We start from the raw sequence: 23,953 nt of genomic DNA on the forward strand, positions 1-23,953 counted from the left end.
TGGACTTCCACCACCTAGATAGTTGCCATGCCTGGCACACATAAAAAACCTCTGTCAAATAAACAGAGGCATAGTTATAAAAATATTATAATTGCAGTAAAATCAAAAACTAGTTCTTTGACACCCAAGCCAATCCAAGTGAACCTTCACCTAAATGCGTTCCAATGACTGGGCCAAAATAACTTAGACTAAAACTTACATTTGGATATCTATCCGCAAGCTCGTTCATCCACTCTTTTCCTTCTGCCTCGCAGTTGGCATGGATGACGACACCTTCTAAACGCTTATACTTTACAGCGTCTTCACCTAATAGTTCCTCTACACGCTTCAAAGCCTTTTTCTTCGTACGGATTTTTTCAAAAGGTACGATGACTTTATTTTCGAAGTGAAGAACCGGTTTAATTTGCAATAGTCCACCAACAATTGCAGCTGCAGAAGATAGTCTTCCACCACGTTGGAGGTGTGCTAAATCATCAACGACAAAGTACGCTTTCATTTTTGTTTTTAAGTTTTCAAGCTTTGCAAAAATTTCTTCGACAGTGGCTCCATTGCTTGCCAATTCACTAGCAGTTTTTGCATAAATACCTTGTGGAGCACATGAAATTTCACTATCAAACGTGTGTACTTTAATGCCCTCTACCATATCAGCAGCTTGTACAGCTCCTTGGTAAGTTCCGCTGATGCCACTAGATAAATGAATAGAGATCACTTCATCATAGTCTTTTGAAAGTTCTTCTAACAGTTCTGTATATTTTCCTACAGAAGGTTGTGTTGTTTTTGGAAAAACTTTTGCCCCGCGCACTTTATCATAAAACTCTGTTGTTGTAATCTCTACTTCTTCTTCAAAAACACCGTCTTCTAACGTTACACTCAAAGGAATCATATGAATGTTGTAACGTTCTCTTTCCTCAGGTGTTAAATAGGCTGTACTATCTGTTACGACCGCAATTCTCATCGAATTCACCACTCCCCCTAGGTAATAGTTTACATGACAAGTGTCATATTGTGAACTTCTAAAATCAAAATGTAATATCAATTTTCAGATAATTATTTTTTAAGCTATAAAAACCATATGAAAACTTAAATTTCATTTAGTAGGATTTAATTTTGATATTCTAACTCAGTTACTTGCGGTTTTCGCTTGTTTATTTGAAAAATTAGGTAGCTTAATTACACAATCTGGAATACTTGCGGTTTCCAATGTTTTATTTGCGATTCAAAACTAAGTGTTTGCGATATCGATATATATTTGCGAATTCAACACTTATTTGCGCATTCAAAAATATTTGCGTTTTCATGAATTTCATTTGCGATTCTATAGCAAATATTTGCGGTTTCTACAAATTTATTTGCGGTTTACATTTTTAATAAAAAAAGCAATACGCAATTACCGTAATTGCGTATTGCCTTTTATATCAATATTGGTTACCAATGTAATAAATACTTGTTACTTTCCAGCCATTATTTTCTTTAACAAAAACAGTTACTTGGCGGCCTTCATCTTGCAGTTCAGTACCAGAAGCAATCTCAGTCATATCTGTTACAATATTTGAAAAAACTTGCGCTTCGTTTTCGTTATATTTCACAATTGTGATGTCTGAAGCAGTTTTTGTTATATCATATTGTTCAAAGATCATTTTGGCTGCTGCCTGATCTTCTTCAATCGAAAAGCCTTGTGGATTTTTAGAAAGTGTATTTACATATCGATCAAGATCTTTTGAGTTAAATGATGCAATATATTCTTCAAAAGATGAAATAATTGATTCCTTTTCTTCTACAGGAACTCCAGCTGCTTCCTCAATACTTTCACCCATTACCTCAAATCCAACTGTACCTTCTTCTATAATTTGTTCGTTTTCTGCTAAATTAACTTGTTGCTCTTTATTACCACAAGCTGCAAGCAAAAATACTGCAACTACAGCTATTAAAAATTTACTCATTTGCCTAATCCTCCCGATGCACAATTGTAACATAATTTTCAAACTATGCCTATTTACTTACTTTTTTCAGATTGAAATAGTGAATTATTCTTAGATATTCAATAATAAATATGATTTGTAATAAAAGTTACAAATTATTAATACAGCAATTAAAGACGAAATACCAATTGAATATGTTGCCTATTTAGGATAAGAAATTACTTATTCTCATTTAGATTGATTTATCTTTGCCTAAATTATCCTCAATTCGATTAAATGTTTAAATAGTATGTAAATACATGGCATTAAAAAAATTCCAACCTGTGACAGATTGGAATGGTAGCTATTATGTAATTGAAATAATTTCAAAAATACTAAGAGGTTGATAGATATACTATCGAACCTCTACCCAGCCATTTTTAATTGCAGTAACAACAGCTTGTGTACGGTCATTGACATTCATTTTTTGAAGAATGCTTGAAACATGGTTTTTTACTGTTTTTTCAGAAATATATAATGTTTCACCAATTGTACGGTTTGACTGCCCATCTGTTAACAATTGAAGTACCTCACACTCACGTTTCGTTAATAAGTGGAAAGGACGACGAATTTCTGTTTGGTGGAAATTCCCCTTATTCTCATGTTCACTTAGACGACGGAATTCTGACACTAGATTTTTTGTTACTTTTGGATGTAAGTATGAACCGCCATTTGCTACAATTTTAATAGCATCGACAATTTCGTCGGCATCCATTTCTTTTAACATATAACCCAATGCGCCAGACTTTAATGCATGAGACACATAAGTTTCATCATCATGGATAGATAGCATAATTACTTTTGCTTCTGGAAACTCTCCGATTAACTCTGAAGTTGCATCTACTCCATTTTTCCCCGGCATATTAATATCCATTAAAACCACATCTGGTAATTGTTCACGATATAAGCGAAGGATATCTGATCCATCGTCACCTTCAGCAACAACTTCAAATGTATCTTCAAAGTCTAAAATTCGCTTGACCCCTTCACGGAATAATTGGTGGTCATCAATAATAATAATTTTTGTCATACGTGTTACCCCCTAGACTAACATTTCCGAATACATTCAATATATAGACGTTCTAAATTACTTTAAGTTTCCTAATTTGTTGCGAGATCCTTTAGTGGAATTTTAAACAAAATGACAGTTCCTTCGCCAATGTTGCTTTTCATTTCCATTGTTCCTTTTAATAAATCAATTCTCTCCTTCATACCAACTAAACCAAATGTTTTTTCTTTTACTTGATTTATATCGAATCCAGAGCCATTATCTTTAACTATAATATTAATTTGATTTTTTAACCATTCTATTTTAACCCAAATATCAGAAGCTTGACCATGTTTTATTGCATTGTTTACTGATTCTTGTACTAATCGAAAAATTGAAACTTCATAATCTGATGGAAGGCGTTCTTCAACATTATTCGATTGGAAGTGAATTTGTACATGTCTGTTATATTCCATCATAGTAGACAAATACTTTCTTAAGGTTGGAATAATCCCTAAATCATCTAATGCCATTGGTCGTAAGTCATAAATGATTCGACGTACTTCAGACAATGCATCTCGAACTGTACCTTTTAACTCTTTTATTTCTCTAATTGCTGAGTCAATTCCTTTATCTCTGTACGTTCTTTCAATGAGGTCAGATCGCATTAATACATTTGCCATCATTTGTGCAGGACCATCATGAATTTCTCTTGAAATTCTTTTTCTTTCTTTTTCCTGAGAAGCGATAATTTTAATGCCAAAATTTTGTCTTAATTTCGCTTTTTCAAGTGCTCTGCCAACATTTTTTAAATCAGATGTTAAATAGTTAATAACTACGTTAACTTGTTCAACAATATGCTCTGCTCTTTCTATTGTATCATTCAATTCTTTTAAACGTCGTTCAATATCATCTCTTTTTTCTCGAAGCTGTTTTTCGTTTGCACGTGTAAGAGATAGCTTAATTTGCAAATCATTAGCTGTCTCATATGCTTCTCTAACTTGTTCTTCGGTATATTTATCAAAATATTTACTAACTTCTACCAATCGAGTTTTTGCTAATTTTAGCTTTTTTTCTAATATATCACTCTCATTAATTGTAATGATAATCTTTTGTTTAATTAATTCGAGCTCGGTTTTCATTTGTTCGAAGTTTCTTCTACTTTGTTCACTTATAATAAATATATCATTTTTAGAATGTGTAATTGTATCAATCATACGGTTAAATATGACATCGAGTGATGCGATGTCAATTTTATCATTTGAAAACATATCGGATCTCCATTCAAGTCAAAAATCAAATTAATCATATCAATTGATTTTACAACGAACCTCTTTTTATACAATACTATTATAGCACTATTTATAACCATGTTAAAAATTTCAAACTTTTGTAATATAAATTATACATAATATTAACTTTGAGGGAGAAGAAAAATATGCTAAAAAACTACAAAACAGTAAAAGGCTTTGGTGAACAGGAAATAATTATATCAAAGTCAAGATTTATAGCTTATGTTAATCGTGCAGAAACTGAAGAAGATGCATTAAGTTTTATAGATAAAATAAAAAAAATGCACCCTACTGCTACACACAATTGTTCCTGCTATATGGTTGGTGAACACGACCAAATTCAAAAAGCCAATGATGACGGGGAACCAAGTGGGACTGCAGGCGTTCCTATGTTAGAAGTACTCAAAAAACAAGGCCTGAAAGATACGGTCGTAGTTGTAACTCGATACTTTGGCGGTATAAAGCTTGGTGGTGGCGGTCTAATACGTGCTTACGGAAAAGCAACAACAGAAGGAATAACTGCTGCGCAAGTTGTCGAAAGAAAATTACATCATTTTATGAAGATATCCATAGACTATACATGGTTAGGTAAAGTCGAAAATGAAATTCGCTCTTCTCATTATAAATTAGACAATATACAATACACTGATTTAGTTGATATATATGTTTATGTATTATGCGACGAAGAAGATGCATTCATTAATTGGATGACTGAACTAACAAATGGTCAAGCAATTGTTACTCTTGAAAATTCTGCCTATCTAGAATTTATTTTGTAATAAAATTTCATTTACTGTATTTTATCAACATAGTATAATCAAGTTTATGAGAATTTTAAACATGACATTTTTTGACTTATATTTTCATGTTTCAACAAGCGTCAAACTACGATTTCATTTCCATTTATAAGGAGTAATTTTAATGAATAGAGCAAATAACAACAAGGGAAAAAAAGGCGCTTTTGTTTATGGACTTAAAATTGCTGTTCTCCTATGTGCTTCCCTTTTAATATGTTTAACTACATATGCAGTCTATCTAACAAAGAAAGCTGAAACAGCTGCAAATAAAGCTTATGAAGAAGTAGAAAATCGAGAAGTATCAGATAAGCGTGAAGCGAAAGTAGAACCGACCCATGATAATGTGTCTATCTTATTTATTGGTGTTGATGATAGTGAAATTCGTCAAGAAAAAGGTTCCGGGAACCCGCGTTCAGATGCATTATTATTGGCAACGTTAAATAATAAAGATCGAACTGTAAAATTAGTAAGTATTCCTCGTGATTCTTACGTTTATGTTCCTTACTTAGATTATAAAGACAAAATTACACATGCCCATGCATTTGGGGGAACACTTGCTACAATTGAAACAGTGGAAGAACTTTTTGATATCCCTGTAGATTATTATGTAAAAATGAATTTCAACGCATTCATTGATGTTGTTGATGCAGTTGGTGGAATTGAAGTAGAGGTTCCTTACGATCGTCTAGAACTTGATGAAAATGACAAATATACAATTCAATTAAAAGAAGGCTTACAAACATTAGATGGGCGAGAAGCTTTAGCTCTAGCACGTACAAGAAAACAAGATAGTGATATCGAACGCGGAAAACGTCAACAAGAGATTTTGAAAGCCATTGCCAATAAAGCAGCAAACATCACATCGATTGGAAGTTACGGCGCGATTATTGATGCAGTCGGCGATAACATGAAAACAGATATGACATTTGACGAAATGAAGGCTTTCTTCTCCTATCTTCTAGGTGGAATTCCTCAAATTGATGCATTGACCCTTCTTGGTGAAAATGGCTCAAACCCATACACAGGGGCTTACATTTATGTTTTAGATGAACAAAACCTATATGAAACACAAACGATATTAAAAAGTCACTTAGGATTAATTGAAGACACTTCAAATATATCTGGAACATTAGATACGGATGAAAACACAACGAATCGTTCAACGATTTCTAAAACAAGCGAATAAAATTGCAAACCACCCTCGGGCGTAAAATTCCGAGGGTGGTTTTTTTGATTCTATTTTTAATCCGCGCATGCGAGACGTAATTAAAGAGATGTTATACAATCTCGGCCAGCAATTTAAGATATATTTGAAATACCTCGAAATCAGACCTCAAGTGAGCCAATATTAGAAAATATCATTGAGTTATTAGAAAATCCAAGGTACTTATTAGAAAAAATCAAGACTTATTAGAATATCCCTCTGATTCAGACCTCACGTGAGCCAATATTAGAAAATATCACAGAGTTATTAGAAAATCCAAGGTACTTATTAGAAAAAATCAAAACTTATTAGAATTTCCTTCTCATTCAGACCTCACGTGAGCCAATATTAGAAAATATCACAGAGTTATTAGAAAATCCAAGGTACTTATTAGAAAAAAATTAAGACTTATTAGAATTTCCTTCTGATTCAGACCTTACGTGAGCCAATATTAGAAAAAATCACAGAGTTATTAGAAAATCCAAGGTACTTATTAGAAAAAATCCACACTTATTAGAAATCACCGCAAGTTAGAAAATTCTCACCATTTTCTTGTCATTTCTTGTATAAATTTGTTCATATAGTTTAATATCCTCTGTTCTGAAAACGATCCCCATTAAATAAGCTATTAGTCGAACCATCTCTAATTTGAGGTATGGATTAATTTAGTGTACGAATCTGGAGAAAGGAGGTGTGAGGATATGGTATTGCAAATTGGAGATCAGACAGTGTTACTTGATTATGCAACAATATTAAGCTATATCTTAGGATTTATTGTGTTCTTTTTAATTATTGCACTCATTGCATATATTCTTTCTGCCATTATTTATTCTAATACTGCGAAAACGAACGGATTCCAAGAAATTGCCGTAATAAGTTGGATTCCTATTATTAATATTTACGTACTGTTTGCACTCGGATCAAAAAAAACTACAATTGAAGAAGTTAAATCAGATGCACTCATATATACATTAGTTTACTTTGGTCTTGGTATCGTGGCGATAATTCCATTTATCGGATTCCTAGCAGGGATCGCTATGGTTATTTTATCTGCCTTTTATTTCTATCGATTGTACTACCGATGGACAGGAGACCAAGCAAAAGCGATTCTATTCGTCGTATTAATGTACCTAACAGGTGGGATTTTCTTCTACGTATATGGACTTATGAAAATGAAAGACCGCTTTATGGCTTGGTAAGTTGAGTCTAAAAAAAGTTTGAGCGCCCAGGCACTCAAACTTTTTATTTTCTTCTTTTGTAATCTGCTTCAATCTCCTTTTTCCAGTCCTTTTCAATTTTCCCCTCTTTGCGATAATTGAGCACAGTTTCAGTCACTACAGAGAAGTTCATTTGCACGCCCTCTTCATCTGCATGAAATTCTACTGCGTGGTCACTATCAATTCCTAATTCACTTGCAGTTCCAATGGCATCAATATTTGCACCAAGGAAGATAAATTCCCACCCGTTCTCCTTTTGCTGTCCAATCATTTGTTTTATCTTCTTATAATTAAATTCGTGGCTAGAATTCTCTAACCCATCCGTTGTTATTACAAACAACACTTTATCTGCTTGATGTTCTTTCAATGTAGCATTCTGGGCTTTTTTAATTTTATTGATTGTGTGACCTATTGCATCCAACAGAGCTGTTGTACCACTTACATCATAATCTTTTTGTGATAACGGAGCTACACCTTTTACATTTATACGATCATGTAACAATTCATAGTCATGATTAAACAGGACTGTTGTAACAATCGCTTCCCCTTCTGCATCCTTTTGTTTTGTAAGCATCGCATTATAGCCACCAATAGTGTCAGACTCAAGCCCCGACATAGAGCCACTACGATCTAAAATAAATACAATCTCAGTTACATTTGTTTTCATAAAAAATATCCTCCAATTTGTTTTGTTAATTGAAGGATATCAAATACGAGTTCATCAATGGTCGCTTCACAGGCGACAAATTTATGCGCCTAAAAGTTCTTGCTCAAAACTAAATAGGGCTTCATTGATTTCAAAAATATTATAGTTTTTCTGTTCGATAAAATATTTAATAATTACATCAAACTTGCTGCTATTCGATAAGGTGTATCCTGCCGTACGTAACAAATCTATTGTCTCATCAATGTTTAATTCCAAAGCAATGGCAAAGGCAAGAACCGTTTTCTTTTGAGGCGTATAGTCCGGCTTATTTCTTATTTTTGAAAACAATCTTCTATCAATATTCGCCCTCTTGTACGTTTCAACATCCGTTCTTCCTTTTTCATCAATCAAACGGAGAAGCCTTTCAGAGAACGTTTCATCCAATTGATCCAACACATCTTCGAGTGAACGTTCGCTTATGTTATATAAAGCTGGTGCTTCTTCTTCAGCATACTTTTCATTTGAAAAAATTTGATATTCTTCAATATCGTTTCTTCTAAGTTGGTTAAATTCGAATTCTTCCTCATAATGGTCATCGATAAACTGTTGAATTGAATGAAATAACTTTTCACTTATTTGAACCGCCTGTTTATCAAAAACAACAATTGTGACATCCATTTCATTATTCAATAAAAAAGAACTTATCGTGGAAACGGCAATTTGCAAAGCTTCTCGTTTCGGATACCCATAGATTCCCGAAGATATTAGAGGAAATGCGATTGATTGACATTGATATTTTGCTGCTAGTTGTAATGAATTTTCATAGGAAGAAGCTAAATATTGAGCTTCATTTTTGGATCCACCTCGCCAAACCGGGCCAACTGTATGTATTATATATTTTGCATTTAAATCAAAGGCTTCAGTCACCACTGCTTGCCCAACCGCGCAACTCCCTATTTCATTACATGCTTTTTGAAGTTTTTCTGCTCCAGCCGCACGAAAAATCGCTCCACAAACCCCCCCACCCTTTTGTAGTGATGAGTTTGCCGCATTCACAATTGCATCAACTTTCATTTTCGTAATATCATTTCGAACAATGTTTAATGGCATTTCATAGCCTCCAGTTTTTAGTACTACGAGCTTACTTTATTTATTCTCCAATTAGTCTTCGTCCCCGAGTTTTGCCACATAATCAATTAAAAAGTGCAATACGATGATTGGTAAAATTGAACCTATTCCAATATAAAGGATGGAGAAAAAATAACCAATTATTGTTGTTCTTACGACGTTGCCCAACCCTTGGTACGTATGAGCTAACCCGAACAAAATGGATGCACCTAGCATAACAATCCAAATCGATAAATTTGGAAATAAATATGCAATGGCAAAAATTAAGAATCCCCTATAGATGATTTCTTCCGTAATACCTGCAGTTAAGGAAACATAAATCCAAGTTTTCTTCTCCTTTAGAGTAACAGGTAGTAAAGATGCAAAACTCAAATCCCCCATCTGGCTATTCTTTGATTGAATGAACTTTGTTCTGAACTTCTCACTAACATGATAGGTAATTATGTAATACAACATCAAGAAAAAATAAATCGTCGCCAAACCTAGTACAATATATGTAATAATCGGTCCTAACGTTTTCGTATCAAGCGTTCGTAATGTTAGTCCTACATTTTGAAAAGTTAGGTCCGTTAATAGAATAATAAAGATTATGAAAATTGTAGGAACCCACAGCCCTAACATAATATTATAGTAATACTTTAAACGGACATTGCTATTATGTGCTAGACGTCTTTCAAATTTTTGAAAACCATAATAACCAACAATCGGCTCGTAAACTAGCGTGAAAAGTATAATTACCCAAAATAGTATTTCCATATTAATTCCCCCTGTTCATTTCCAATTTACGAATTATTATGTGAAAAGGTTTCAGTTTGTGGGAGCCATCACCATTCAATTGTTACTGTTTCTAATGCATAACAATAGCCAAGTTCAGTATTATTTATCTGAACTTGGCTATATTCGCTAACTTATACTATCCTAACTTGCCCATTTACTAAAACGAAGTTAACTCCCAATGTTAGTGTATCTATAGCATTATATGAAACTGTTCCCTCGTTATCTGATGCATCTTCATCAATCGGTGGAATAACTTCATCGTCCTCATTACCTGGGTCTTCTCCGTCAGATTCACCTTCTTCAGGTACATCTGGCTCAGTAGAACCTTCATCCCCTTCATTTTCTGATGGTTCACCTGCCTCACCATCTGTTGGTGTTTCACTTTCTGTTTCTTCAATTACATTCTGTTCCGCCTCAGCAATATCATATTCTATTTGACTAACATAGTAACCCCAAGCAACAGCAGAGTCCTTTATTTTAGCTATGATTGATTTGTAGTCACTTGTATCCACACCCGCGAAATCGATCGAAGAATTATTTAACAAAAATACTTCAATTACCATATCGTGATATCTAGCGACTCCATTTTCAAAATCTGGAGCTTGATAGTCTACTAGTACTTCTCCTGCTACACTTGATGCATTTTCACCAATTTCATTTGTAAATCTAGGAATATCCTTAACAGCCCAATGTACTTTATCTGTCGTACTGTCGTACATTACTACTAAATAAGAGTAGCCTAGTAGTCCAATTTCTGGCTCAATATACCATGTAAGTTCTGGATTTTGTTTTTGATCCCAAATATAATACCAATCTTCTATTGCATCTGTATAAATATCGATATATCCATAAAATTGATTTTCAAAGACACTGATGACTTCAGCACTGCCATTCCTATTAGAAATGATAAAACTAACAGACTGTGATAATTCATTCACTTCATCATAAACTTCTAATTCATAGAAACCATTAAGTGAACCATTATCATCCGAATCTTCTACTTCAATTGTGATGATACCGTCGCTACTTTCTTTAACACGGATAATATCATCCTCTTCCACATTGGAACTTAAATTCCATAAATAATATGAAAACGAGCTATCCTCATTTACCTTAAAATAATCACCCGAATATGTTGGATCAATAATATTCTCAATTGCACCTTCTATAAAACTCGCTTCAAAATTATGAGGAACGATTTTAAATTGTCCTTTTCCACTCTCTACTTTCTCAAGAGTCATAAATGTCGAAAACTCTGGGTTGATTTCTCCATATAATTGAATTGCTTTATAAAACTTCTCTCTAACATTAGGAAAATTACTTACATTTAAGAGATACGTGATATCAAGGTTATATTCAATAAGGTAGTCAATTAAATAGTTTAACTCTTCTTTTATCTCATCTAAATCTTCGTAATCTTCAATCCCTAACTCTTTTAATAACGCAGTTAGGTCAATAATATCGTCAATACTATCTATTAACTGTAAATCATTCACATTAGCATTAGGGTTTTTAAACACTCTGTTCACCATTAATGTTGTAAAGAAATCGTTGTATAAATAATTTTTCAAACTTTCAATAATTCTTCGCTGAGTATCTTTATCGAACTCAAATCCATAGTATGTCTCGATACCTTCTAAGCTTACTTCACTTAATGGTACACCTAATCCCCCATAATCACCTTCCCCATATCCATTGTTGAACTGTGTATCAATGACTGTAAGATACAAATAAGGAACTGCATAATTAATGAGATGAACAATTTCGGAATGAAATTGTGTTAATACTGTTTTTTCTTCATTTATATACTTTATAAAACCATTAAATAATTTTAAAGTTGAGTCTAATTTTGCTGCATATTGTTCAGGACTTAAGCTATTATCTTCTAATGCAAAAAGAGATGGTGTTTCATTGACATAGGTTTCAAAGGAAGATGGAGTGAGGTGGTTATATGGTACAATGTATTCAAACATATTAAATTCTATAAGATTCGTAAACTGAATACGCATTAAAACATCAAATAGATTCTCTAGTAACAACTCTATATCCATGGATGGATTTTCATTGTTAGGAGTTTCTTCAATAAGAGCTTCTAATGCTTCAATGGACTCAATATTATTAAGTACTTGAGGAGGTACAGGCATTCCTACTTGAGTTAAATCGCCGTAATTTATCATCGCCATAAGGATTACATAGGTTTTTTTCATAATCTCAAGTGATTTTTCGTCATCTGAAATTTGAATAAAATCCTCGTCGCCCAGTTCAGTTTTACCAAACGTGTACATAGCAAGTTCATCAATTAACGCATTTATATATGCTTCTGGATTATCAAATAGTTGTAATGTTGTTGAATTCGAAATATTACCTGCTTGATCGACTGCATACAAATAATAAGTTCCAGCTGTCAGTCCTTCTGTTTCAATTTCCTCATTATTGTTTGCAGCCGAAACTGACTTTTTCCGTACATCTATTTGTTCTAACTGAGTAACAGATGTAGGTTTTGTTGCACTGTTAGTAACATAAACTGTTCCTACCTCATTACTACTCACTGAAATTTTCTGGCCTATAAGCACAATATTTGTAAGCATTGATAGGGTTGGCGCAACGCTATCTCCAGGTGTTGCCGGTGTATATGATATGGATGGAGGATTATTTGCCTTTTCTGCATCTAATAAAAACTTTACAAATTGACCTCTTGTAAGGTGTTCATCTCCTCCAAAAGTAGTTGCGGAGATGCCTACAGTAATTCCATTGTCAAAAAGAGCAGCAACAAATTCTTTATAACGTGGATCTACATCATCAAATGGCAGTACTGTTGAACTGTTTGATTTAAAATTAAAAGCTTTTGATAACATTACTGAAGTATGATAACGGCTTATTGGTTCATCTGGTTTAAATGTTTTATCTGCATAGCCCGTAATATAGCCCTTATTGTATAGGGCAGCAATTACACTATAATAAGGATGGGTTTTTGGTACATCATGAAAACCTGGATCTATAACATTTGTCGTATCAAGTTTTAATAGCTTTACCAATAAAACAGCTATTTGGCCACGTGTAATATTTTCATAAGGTTTAAATGTACCGTCAGGAAATCCAGAAATCACTTTTCGCTCCGTTAATACTTTTACAGCTTCATAAAAAAAGTCTTGTTCTTTTACATCAGGAAAACTCTTTTCAGCAGCGAGTACAACTGATGATGTTCCGACTACGCTACTAGCTACAACGGCCGTTGCAATCGTTGCATTCAAATATTTTTTATATGACTTTTTAACCACAAAACGCCCCCTCTTTATTACTAATATTGTTCCAAAAATACAATATGTTAAGGGGCGTAGATTTTATTCCAGATAGTAAGGTTATGTTAAGGAATTTTTTTTGAACTATATTGTGTTGATATTGCTACATTTGATAATGCCAGCCCTAAGGTTAGGGGGCACCTCTAATGAAACGATTAAATGCTTGAACTACCGTTTTATAACGTCAGTTTCCATGTAGATACCGTTTTACTGCTTCGTTTTTTCTTCCCTTGAAAATTAGCCAAAAAAGAAAGCACCCCAAATTTCGTGTTAAAATTTGAGGTGCAGTCCACAATGGGACCCTTCTTCTCTAAACTTAATTAACAAATTTTATCGAATCTTTTGATGCGCCTTTTTTAAATTTGATTTTTTTAATATTTTCAGCGTTGCGAATTTCAATTACATTTTTACCCTCAATAGTAACTTCCTTAATTTCTGTCCCTTTAAAGTCGAGGATAGCCCCAGGATTTTCTGGTTTTATCGTTACTTTTGTTCTCTTAAATCCACCACCATAAAATTCTACATAATTACTAGTTACTAGCATATTATTCATTTTTGTATGGTCAGCTAAATGGATTTCAATACTAGGTTCAGTAATTGTTATTTTGTTCGCATGATATCTCGGCTCATCTAAAACAATCACTTTCTCCGCTTTATCATCTTTATCTGTTTTCTTTAAATTAATTTGTACCATTACAGGATCATGGTCACTTGCACGACCTGCCATATCCGTAAAGTCCGCATTGATATGAAGAATGTCAATCTCCGTGTTGTTCACTAGATTATTAGATACTAAAATGTGATCTAGTACTTGAGAGTTCCCTTGGAATAAATACGTATAACGATCAGCAGCTTCTACTTTATTGATCATATTCGTCATTAGTGTACCCTCATGAATTTTAAGCGCATCTGAAAATTGGAAATCATTAAAATCACCTACAGATACAATGTTCGCATCTGGGTTTTCCGTTTTAATGTTTTCAACAAAGTCATACACAATCTTTGCAATTTCCTTACGTTGCGCTTCACTACCGTAAACAGGTGGCTGTGTTGAACCAAATAAAGGCGTATCTCCTGACTTAGAGTTCCAGTGGTTTACGATTACAATCACTTCTTCACCTTGGAAGTTAAATTGTGCCGCTAAAGGTTTACGACTACTATTAAATGCTGGATTTGTTGGGTCAATTCGACCTGGATTCAATGTTAATGAACCATCTTCATAATCAACAGCTGTTGTCGCATCACCAACAGGAATCACTTGTCCGTTTTCATCCTTCGATAGACTTACACGTTCTGGATTATACAATATACCTACACGAATATTCGCATTCGGTGCTCCACCATCTTTATTTACTTCCGGATCAATATTTACATACTCATAACGAGGACCACCAGCATCGACAATTGCCTGAATCAAGCGCTCATAACTTTCATTTGCAGCTGAATTTCCTGTGGCTTGACCGTTATTATCTTGTACTTCTGTTACACCGATAATATCTGGGCTTTGCATATCTTTTACAAATGCTCTTGCTAGTTTTTGAGCTTTGTCAATCGACGTTTCTTTTGTATTATTTGAGAAGTTTTCTAGGTTATAAGATGCAATTGTTAGTTTACCTTCCTCTTTTACGATTGTAGTCGTTTCAGGTTCTGCATCACCTTTCACGAGTGCAGCTTCCATTACTTCTAAATCAACATAGATTTTATAGTTTTGGAACCCATAATTGACTACACCTTGGATAGGACCAATGAATTTATCACCTGTTGCAACTTCAAATTCTCTAGCCTCGTAATTATCGTACATTTTAAATTGAATACGATCTGCATTTGCATTATTTTCTTCTAATAAAACGCCGCCGTGAATCGTGTTTGTTTCTCGATTTTCAAGAACTGTTATTAAATCTCCGTGTTCCTGAGGTGCTACTGCTTTCACTGACCCCACTTCCACTAACATACCTTCAAGGCTTTCCCAGAAATCAATCGCATCTTCTTGTGGGTCAAATTGTGAGAATCCATCATTATCAATCACTTCGCTTGGTAAATTCGAGCTAGTAATTACGAACGGAGTTGGAAGTGCTACTTTCTCCGTTAGAACTATTACCACTCCACCACGATCATCCCGCGCATTAATTTGAGTCACCGGTAGATCTGTATCTCGCTTCGTATCATTGTAACCATCAATGTGATACTCATCTACCGTTCCAGTTACACTTACTAGATTACCAACTTGGGCAGTTGCTTTATTTCCTGTATAGACAACGATACCTTCTGAAGTTTTTGCATTACCATCCGTTTTATCGTCTGGTGTTTGCATTGTGAAATAGTTACCACTACCGATTTTGTAAGTGTACGTTACAATACCTTCCACGCTTTCAACGACTGTTCCATTTAATGGTGAATTATGGCTCTCCCCTTGAATATCATGAATTCGAATGTCTTCTACTTCATAAACAGTGTATTGGAATTCGTTCAATTCACTATTTGAAAGGCCATCCTTCACCGCAATCGCTTTAATTGTCATATCATCATTAATCGTAATTGGTGCTTTGTATAATTGACCAGTCTCAACAGTTGGCTCTGTACCATCAGTTGTATAGTAAATTTGAGCACCTATTGTAGATGTTGATAAAGTTACTTCTGTTCCAACTGGAAGCATTCCTGTTGGATGGGAAGCGTAGACTTTTTGCACTGTTGTCGCATCTTCAATTATATCTGCTTGTCCACGTGGAATAATTTGATAGTCTTGATCGAATTGCTGAACAATCCCTGTGATAGAATCATACGTTGTTCCAACAGTTAAATTTAATGTACCTGTTTCGTCACGAATTAAAAATGTCGCTCCATCTTCTGTTTTCACTGTGTAATTAGCCCAACCATTGCCCTTATTAACATCAATAAGCTCAACATTTTTCACAAGTGCTAATTTAGATTCATTGACTTCATTTACATCTGTACCATTTAGTTGAACTGGCGCAGGTACAGTTGCTACAGTTTTTTCATCAACAGTAGCAGAGTCTAATTGTAATAGACCTCTATATTCTTGTAATGACCCACTTACAATAATTTCATCACCTAATTCAACATCTAAAGAAGCTGGGCGAACAGCAATTGCTGCTGTTTCGTCTTGAATGTGAATTGTATTTTTTAGTTTTGCAGTTACAATCCCTTTTATAGTCGCATTACCCGATGCTAGTGCACGAGCATCTGCAATCGAGATAACTTCTGGTGTTTCCGGATCACCTGGAGTCCCATTGTTTAAATGTTTTCCTAAATCTGTAAAGTTATCTTTTCCTAAGCTAGTCCACTCCGCCTCGGGAACAAATGCATCGTATGGATTTGTATCCCCAGTAAGAATCGTATTATTTCTAATTAGGGTAGAATCAATAGTTTTTACAGTTGTTCCCCAACTAGTTCCCGGGTCTACACCTACTTGTCCAATTGAATCAATGACAGTACCAGCATTTTTTAAAACAAGGGCATCGTCACCGTTAAAATTAATAACAGTTGAATTCTCTAAATCTCCAACTGCTTTAATAGCTTCAATTGCATCTTTGTGATATAGAACGTAAACCTCACCATTGTCCAAAGTTCCTGATAACTTTAAAGTATTGCTTGCAGTAGTCGATCCGTTTGAATAGAGTTCTAATGTGTAATTACTTAAATCAATGGTTTTCCCAGTTCCATTATAAATTTCTATTGCTTTGTTAAAACTACTACCCTCAATATACTCAGAAATAATTAAATCAGTTGCGATTGTTTCTGCATTTGCTGTACTAGGTACGACTGGAACGGCAATACTTGCAACTAGACTAGTTGCTAATAAGGCATTTACGGATTTCTTCCATATTCGTTTACTCATTCTATTATTCTCCTTATCAATTGGGATTTTTCTTTTTCTTCACCTAACTTACAACTCAGTTTTAAAAGAAATATTTTCTTATAAAGAAACTCCCTCCTATTAGGAAATTTATAGGTTTAATTCCAATTTAATGGTACTAAACATTTGTTAAATCCCTATTACTTAATGTGAATCTTTTGTAAAACACCTTATTCTTTGGAGAACTGTTTAAACCTTCTTTTTAAATCAAAAATATGAGTTAAATTCAAATTTTGATTCATATTAATTAATTTTGAAAATGAATACTAGGAGTATTTTCTCGCCTGTAAATTACAAAGTCCTATACCAGCTTATTATCTGATTGGATAAAAAGGCCTTTGAAATTTTAACAATTCTTTACAAAGAGTCTTTTAAAATTTCTTGCGATTCCGGGAGTTTTATTTGAAGATTTCTAGGAGTTATTTGCGGTTCTGGTTTTACTTGCGAATTTATGTGATTTACTTGCGAATTGCTATATGTTATTTGCGGTTTCCACCACTTTATTTGCGATTCCGGGAGTGTTATTTGCGGTCCTGTTATTACTTGCGGATTGCCGTATATTACTTGCAGTTTCTGACACTATATTTGCGATTCCGGGAGTGTTATTTGCGGTTCTGATTTTACTTGCGGATTTATGTGATTTACTTGCGAATTGCCGTATGTTACTTGCGGTTTCCGACATTTTATTTGCGATTCCAGGAGTGTTATTTGCGGTTCTGATTTTACTTGCGGATTTACATGACTTACTTGCGGTATCTTGCACTTTATTTGCGAATTACCAATGCTAAACTAATATAAAAAAGCCGAACTCATCTCGAGTTCAGCCCCACCACCAAAACTAAAAATAATCAATAAACGTAGGAATTCCTACTGGCAAAATATCTTCTAGAACAGTAATAATCTTGTCATTACCCTGCAATCGTTCAATTTTTTCTAAATATTTTGGGCGCTTATAACCAAGCAGCATCGTAACAAGTGTTTGAATGGATAGATGCACTGTGATTTCTTCATTTACATCCTCCACTTTCTTTATAGTCACTTTCCCATCCACCGATTGAATTTCATAAGTACCATTATTCCACTCAACCACTCTGTCCGTAACAACAAAACGTATAAGGAAATTAGGTTCATCAAATGGATAGCGTTCTAGAAACTTCTCCACATCTACAATACGAGCCATAAAATACGGAGAGACTTCCTGAATAATCTCGCTATCTTCCAGTAAAAAAGCAACTGGTTCATTTCCTTGCATCTTTCCATATGCGTTATAGACCATAGACGTATGGGCAGATACGAAATTCCATATCCCTTTGCGCCCTTCTTCTGTTAAATATACAACCTCATCAATATAAAAATTTTCTTCCATAATCCGATAGTACATATATGCTTGAGGTACGTCATCTTCATCATAATAAACCGCTGCTTGCAGCTCGACATCTGAATCCACAAACTTTTCTTCCCAATAATCCTCATGGAATTTTTCATTCCAAGCAATGGTATTACGGATCATTGCACCATGTGTACGCTCGGCGAATCGATCATACACACTAATTAGGTGTTCACTTTTCGTATTCACACGCCGAATTTTTCCGGGTACTTCTTTATAGTTTGGAAATTGAGTATCTTTCACTTGAAATTCCACAATATCACACATAATTTCCCAACCCTTTTTACGATAATAAGGAATCGAAAACGGGAACAAATAAGAAATATAACGCCCTTCATCACGCATAATCTTTAACGTTTCTTTGATCAATGTATCCATGAGTCCTTGCTTTGAATATTCAGGGTATGTTCCAATTGCTGTGATTCCTCCCATTTCGTAAGGAACACCGTAGACATTTACTTGAAATGGCAGGCTTAATATTTGTGAAACAAGTTGGCCCCCATCAAACCATCCAAGAGCGTGCCCCTCATTAAATTGACGACTTTTTTCACTAACAAACCTTCGATCTCTTTTAATAGACATTGACATTTGGAAGACATAGTTGAGTAAATCAATGGATTGCGACATTTCTTCCATACGAATTTCTCTCATTACTAGTCCTTTTCGTTGACTCATCTTTTCACCCCGTATCATGAACAATGTACAAATACCGTTTATTTTCCTAGTATGCCTCAATAGTTATTTTCCTATCTAGGAATAATAAGTTATTTTTAAAATAATGCTCTTGCTTTAAAAGAAAAAAGCCTTTTCACATTAAATGTGTAAGACTTTAAATTCAATCGCACTTTCGTCTTCAGTATTTTATTTATAATACCTTCTTCATTGAAATATACATGATTGTTTTGTTTTGAATTGATCTTCGAAGTACTCTTTCTAAAAATAACTGTAATTGTTTATTTTCATCGTCCATATTCAATATCAAGTTTTGCCATCCGGGCAGTTTTAAACATTGCATTAAACCAATAATTAGTAACTGCCTACTATTCTGTGCACTTCGGTATTCTTCCTTTATAGAAATTGACTTCACAAGAAGTGTTTGACTGTCAAATCTTTCGATTAAGAACCATCCAATAACTTCTCCATTAAATTTTACACCAAGGCTAGACTTTTCTATCATTTCAGTATCAAGAAATGAATCATGTGTTTTGGGATACCATTTTTCGTAACCTTGAATAATTTCAAAGCGTTGATCTGAAGGAAATAGTCCCCATTCAAAAAATATAAGTTCTTGGTTACTATTAAAATGTCTGTTATACTTTAGGTCCCTTGAGATTGCATTTCTAAATAGCAAGTAATTAAAAGATTTTGGTTTTAACGATGACCAATTATTCTTCCGCAAAAGCCCATCTATATAGTAAAAATACTCATTTCGATCACCGCTATATTCAAAGTGAATTTGATGAATCTTTTCACTACTAGCAATATCTTCCAATAAGTAGAAAAACATTTCTTCTAGGCCAGTATTCCTATTCCATTCACTGACAGATAAATAGATGATTTTCATTACGGACGCTTCTTTATATTTCTTAGCAACTACAATTCCAGCATAATCGTCTTTGCACCTAGCGCCAAGAATAGTAAATTCTTCTTTTGATTCCTCAATCATTTTTAGTAAATGAAATGGGATAAAGTTACGGTAGAAAGTATGGTTCGACATTGCATTCTCAATTGTGATTTTCAAACACTTATCACCCCTATGATGAAACCAAATAACCTTGAAAATCGGCTCAACCTTTAGAACAACCAACTAGATAGATTTAACAAACGACACAATCTTCCAAATTAGACTTTTCTTATTTATGTATCGTATGATTCATGATTCGAAAATACGACTAAAGGATAAAAATTACACACCCACGCAAAAAGCCAGTACTCAAATTTAATTGAGCACTAGCTTAAAGCAATAATATAATAGGGAAAATTTATAAAATTATTTCAATAAACTAGCGAAAACTACTGCCGTTTCTCCACGTGTAATCAAACTATTTGGATCAAATTTATTGTCAAATCCAACCATGATTCCTTTTGATTGAAGGGCATAAATTGCTTGTTTCGCTTCATCACTGATTTTCGTGTCGTCATTATATTGTTGAACTGAATCTACGTTAAAAGTTTCTCCAGTTGAAACTAAGTAATTATAAATTGTTTGAGCAAATTCTTCACGTGTTAATGGATTCGCAGAGTTATTTACTTTAATTGTTAATTCTTTACCATTAGCTTCTGAAACCTTATCTAATACGATTAAAGCTTGCATTTCAGTAAAATATTCATTTGGTGCAAATTGTGCTTTACTCATTCCTGAGAATAACTTTGCTTTCGTCACTTTGATGATCGAATCTTTTGCAAAGTGTTTTTCAATATCATTGTAAGACACTTTCACATCTTCGTATTTTTCAAGTAAGTCAAACACAGTAACTGTTCCGCTTACTTCATGGCCTACTAGTAACATTGGCTTCTCGCCACCAACAAATGCAAGTCCCTCAGGAGAAACGTCACCAGCAATATCTTCACTAAAGTCACGTGTATTAATATAATCAACAAAATCAACCTTTGATGGATCTGTAATATTGTACATTGCAATACCACCAATTCGTTCTAAACCAACGAATGCAAAGACTTGATCGCCAATTTTTCCAACTTTCACATCTTCAGGTTCCGGCCCTTTTTTACCACTACGGTTGTCCAACTTCACTGCATCATTTGTTGTGTTAAAGTATTTTGGAAATAGCTCTGCAGTAATACGTTCGAAATCACTTCCGCTGTCATATACAACTTCCATTGTATCTGCATCAACGATTGCAAATGAACGTCCACCAAAGATATAATCTTTTCCTTCTTCAAAGCCTTCGTAGTCAGTCGTATCGAAGAACACGATTTCATTTCCATCAACTTCAACTTCTTTTTCATTTAAATGGAAAGCTTCCGTATCTTCTTCTCCCCACTCACGTGCGTCACCTTCATTTGCAATCACAATATAGTTTTTTCCGTTAGCACTATAAGTTGCAATTCCATCTGGCATGTAAATTCCGAAGACATCTTCGTTTTGAAGTTTTACTTCTTTATTTTTGCGCAGGTCAAGTTCATTGCCAGGTGCGCTAAAATCTTTAAACCCTAAGCCATCTACAGAAATTGCTTCATTTGTCGTTAAGTCTATTTTCGCTATTGCATTGTTTTCTTGTAAAGCAACATAGGCAAATTTACTATCCTCACTTACTACAACGTATTCAGGCTCTAAATCTACTGACGGATTTGAACCTTTCTTTAAAATGACTTGTTTTTTTACTAAATCCGCGCGTTTTTCTGCACTGTCAAATGCTTCAAAAGTAATGTTGTTTGCTTTTAAGTTCTCAAATCCTTTTGATACATCAATAACTGAAACTGTTCCTTGTGGGTCAATAATGTCTTTACTATAACCACCACGAGGTTCGCCTTCATTTGCCGTTAATACCTTTGTACCATCTGGAGTGAAGGTAATGTTATCTGGTTGAACTCCAGTTTTTACCAAGCTAATCAATTTTCCTTCTCCAGTTAAAAATACAGCGTAACCTTCTTTTGTATAATCATCTGCTTGTACTGCTGCGACAATGACATTTTCATTTGGGTGAACTGCAATACTTGATAGATCACCGTATACAAAATCAGGATCTTGTTCTTTGATTAGGTCGGCAATATTTACTGACATGAAAGGTTTTAATTTCATTGCATTGGTTTCGTTATATGTTAACGAAACAGCCTCAACTAATTTTGTCTCACCATTTACAAGATATACTGAATGATTATGTTTGTTATAAGCAATAATCTCAGTAGTTCCACCATCTGGATTTTGCACACCTGAATCATAGCGAGCATCAACAGACAATTTATATTTCACTTCTGCTGCTTCTGCCTGAATTGAAGGAGCTACTAATACAGCCCCGGCTGCTGATAGTGCAAAGAGAGTTTTTGAAGAAAGATATTTAGTCATTATTTTACCACCTTATCTAGTTTCTTCTATTTTAAAGATAAAATGTTAATAGAATATTAAAACTATTAGGGGAATTGTAAATATGTACTAAGTTTGTATTCTAACAAACAAAAAAGCTATTACGTAGAATCGATAGATTTCAATTCAGCCGTAATAGCTTAAAGTTTTAGTTAATTGATTTATTAAAAATTCTTGCCAATTTAATGAGCGGTCTGTAATTCTTACCTGCAAGACCGATAATTTCCACAAACAATTCAAGTGCAACTAATATTACAGTTACTAATAAAATTGCGCCCCAGATCTTTGCCATCGAGAAGATAATTGCAAACAAACCGAACATCGCTGCAATTCCATAAATGATTAAGACAGTTTGTTTATGTGAAAATCCAATGTCAAGTAAGCGGTGATGTAAGTGAGACTTATCTGGATCTGACCATTTTTGTCCATTGCGTAAACGACGAACAATTGCAAAGAATGTATCTGAAATTGGAACACCTAACATAATTACAGGAATGATGAATGATACGACTGTAATATTTTTAAATCCTAGTAACGAGAATACAGCAATCATGAAGCCAAGGAATAAAGCTCCTGTATCTCCCATAAAGATTTTTGCTGGATGAAAATTAAAGAATAAAAATCCAAGAGTGCTACAAGCTAGTAGTGCTGCCAAGGCAAGAACAAATGGATTGTTCCCCATAATGAAAGCCATTGTTGCAAGAGTTATTAACGCAATCGTTGAAACACCAGCAGCAAGACCATCTAAACCATCAATTAAATTAATAGCATTCGTTATACCCACAATCCAAATAATTGTAAGTGGAATACTTAACATCCCAAAATCCATTTCTCCACCGAATGGTAAGTTAATCACTTCGATTTTAATACCACCGTAGAACACAATTATAACAGCAGCCGCTAATTGGCCAATCATTTTCGCTTTCGCAGAAATTTCGTACATATCATCTAATATGCCAGTTACAATAATGACAGTAGCAGCAAGAACAATAGCTAAAGTATATTCATTATCCGGTCTGAGAATGACTAGCCCAATTAAAAACGAAAGATAAATTGCTAATCCACCTAGACGTGGCATTATTCGCGAATGAACTTTTCTATAGTTTGGAGCATCAACAGCCCCTATTTTAAACGCTAATCGCTTTACTAGTGGAGTGAGTAAAATTGACGATAAGAACGCCACAATCAAAGACACATAAATCATGTCTGTCCTCCTTAAATCATTTTCTATGTACGATCAAACCTTGCTCATTATAGCATGATTAATGTGGAAAAAATAGCTTTTCTCTATAATTAACATAAAACTGTAAATATATTCTAGAATCTTATTATTTAATGCAATAT

At 34.2% G+C, this 23,953-nt stretch carries 17 protein-coding genes; 4 read left to right on the top strand and 13 right to left on the bottom strand.

Features of this window, described 5'->3' with window-relative positions:
• Positions 1–109: 109 nt before the first annotated feature.
• The 4 genes from CD29_RS01655 to CD29_RS01670 form a co-directional block, all read right to left on the bottom strand.
• Positions 110–955, bottom strand: coding sequence for a DegV family protein (locus CD29_RS01655; protein ID WP_036182170.1), 846 nt, complete (start codon positions 953–955; stop codon positions 110–112).
• Positions 956–1,415: 460 nt separating this feature from the next.
• Positions 1,416–1,940, bottom strand: coding sequence for a nuclear transport factor 2 family protein (locus CD29_RS01660; protein ID WP_036182173.1), 525 nt, complete (start codon positions 1,938–1,940; stop codon positions 1,416–1,418).
• Positions 1,941–2,313: 373 nt separating this feature from the next.
• On the bottom strand, positions 2,314–2,988 hold the full coding sequence (locus CD29_RS01665) for a response regulator transcription factor (protein ID WP_036182174.1): 675 nt from the start codon (positions 2,986–2,988) through the stop codon (positions 2,314–2,316).
• A 71-nt stretch (positions 2,989–3,059) separates the two neighbouring features.
• On the bottom strand, positions 3,060–4,217 hold the full coding sequence (locus CD29_RS01670) for a sensor histidine kinase (RefSeq protein ID WP_036182175.1): 1,158 nt from the start codon (positions 4,215–4,217) through the stop codon (positions 3,060–3,062).
• A 167-nt stretch (positions 4,218–4,384) separates the two neighbouring features.
• On the opposite strand from CD29_RS01670, the gene CD29_RS01675 reads away from it, so the two are divergent.
• From CD29_RS01675 to CD29_RS01685, 3 genes are all read left to right on the top strand, one after another.
• Complete coding sequence (locus tag CD29_RS01675; protein WP_036182177.1) at positions 4,385–5,017, top strand: YigZ family protein; 633 nt, start codon at positions 4,385–4,387, stop codon at positions 5,015–5,017.
• A 142-nt stretch (positions 5,018–5,159) separates the two neighbouring features.
• Positions 5,160–6,221 (top strand): LCP family protein, encoded by a 1,062-nt coding sequence (locus CD29_RS01680; RefSeq protein WP_036182180.1) that lies wholly within the window; start codon positions 5,160–5,162, stop codon positions 6,219–6,221.
• Positions 6,222–6,940: 719 nt separating this feature from the next.
• The gene (locus CD29_RS01685) at positions 6,941–7,438 is read left to right on the top strand and encodes a hypothetical protein (protein WP_052123946.1); all 498 of its coding nucleotides are present in this window, start codon (positions 6,941–6,943) and stop codon (positions 7,436–7,438) included.
• A gap of 43 nt (positions 7,439–7,481) precedes the next feature.
• On the opposite strand, the gene CD29_RS01690 is transcribed toward CD29_RS01685, so the two are convergent.
• From CD29_RS01690 to CD29_RS01710, 5 genes are all read right to left on the bottom strand, one after another.
• Positions 7,482–8,123 carry a vWA domain-containing protein gene (locus CD29_RS01690; protein WP_036182183.1) on the bottom strand — a complete coding sequence of 214 codons (642 nt, stop codon included), beginning with the start codon at positions 8,121–8,123 and terminating at the stop codon, positions 7,482–7,484.
• 81 nt (positions 8,124–8,204) lie between these two features.
• Positions 8,205–9,212 carry a macro domain-containing protein gene (locus tag CD29_RS01695; protein WP_036182185.1) on the bottom strand — a complete coding sequence of 336 codons (1,008 nt, stop codon included), beginning with the start codon at positions 9,210–9,212 and terminating at the stop codon, positions 8,205–8,207.
• Positions 9,213–9,263: 51 nt separating this feature from the next.
• A complete protein-coding gene (locus CD29_RS01700) occupies positions 9,264–9,986 on the bottom strand; it encodes a CPBP family intramembrane glutamic endopeptidase (RefSeq protein WP_036182188.1) in 723 nt (240 codons plus the stop codon).
• Between the two features lie 152 nt (positions 9,987–10,138).
• Positions 10,139–13,285: an S-layer homology domain-containing protein gene (locus CD29_RS19505; RefSeq protein WP_052123947.1), complete on the bottom strand. Its 3,147-nt coding sequence runs from the start codon at positions 13,283–13,285 to the stop codon at positions 10,139–10,141.
• 337 nt (positions 13,286–13,622) lie between these two features.
• On the bottom strand, positions 13,623–17,162 hold the full coding sequence (locus tag CD29_RS01710) for a chitobiase/beta-hexosaminidase C-terminal domain-containing protein (protein WP_036182191.1): 3,540 nt from the start codon (positions 17,160–17,162) through the stop codon (positions 13,623–13,625).
• Between the two features lie 536 nt (positions 17,163–17,698).
• On the opposite strand from CD29_RS01710, the gene CD29_RS01715 reads away from it, so the two are divergent.
• Entirely contained in the window at positions 17,699–17,968 is a 270-nt protein-coding gene (locus tag CD29_RS01715) for a hypothetical protein (RefSeq protein WP_140422884.1), read from the top strand.
• A gap of 50 nt (positions 17,969–18,018) precedes the next feature.
• Here the strand turns inward: CD29_RS01715 and CD29_RS01720 are convergent, their stop codons facing one another.
• The 4 genes from CD29_RS01720 to CD29_RS01735 form a co-directional block, all read right to left on the bottom strand.
• Positions 18,019–19,242 (bottom strand): GNAT family N-acetyltransferase, encoded by a 1,224-nt coding sequence (locus tag CD29_RS01720; RefSeq protein WP_036182197.1) that lies wholly within the window; start codon positions 19,240–19,242, stop codon positions 18,019–18,021.
• A 190-nt stretch (positions 19,243–19,432) separates the two neighbouring features.
• A complete protein-coding gene (locus CD29_RS01725) occupies positions 19,433–20,308 on the bottom strand; it encodes a hypothetical protein (RefSeq protein WP_036182200.1) in 876 nt (291 codons plus the stop codon).
• Positions 20,309–20,557: 249 nt separating this feature from the next.
• Positions 20,558–22,591, bottom strand: a complete 2,034-nt coding sequence (locus CD29_RS01730; RefSeq protein WP_036182203.1) for a choice-of-anchor I family protein — start codon at positions 22,589–22,591, stop codon at positions 20,558–20,560.
• Positions 22,592–22,757: 166 nt separating this feature from the next.
• The gene (locus CD29_RS01735; protein WP_036182205.1) at positions 22,758–23,813 is read right to left on the bottom strand and encodes a glycosyltransferase family 4 protein; all 1,056 of its coding nucleotides are present in this window, start codon (positions 23,811–23,813) and stop codon (positions 22,758–22,760) included.
• Between the last annotated feature and the right edge of the window lie 140 nt (positions 23,814–23,953).

Origin of the sequence: Ureibacillus manganicus DSM 26584, from assembly GCF_000772945.1 — a bacterium.
In the GTDB taxonomy this organism is placed as follows: Bacteria; Bacillota; Bacilli; order Bacillales_A; family Planococcaceae; genus Ureibacillus; species Ureibacillus manganicus.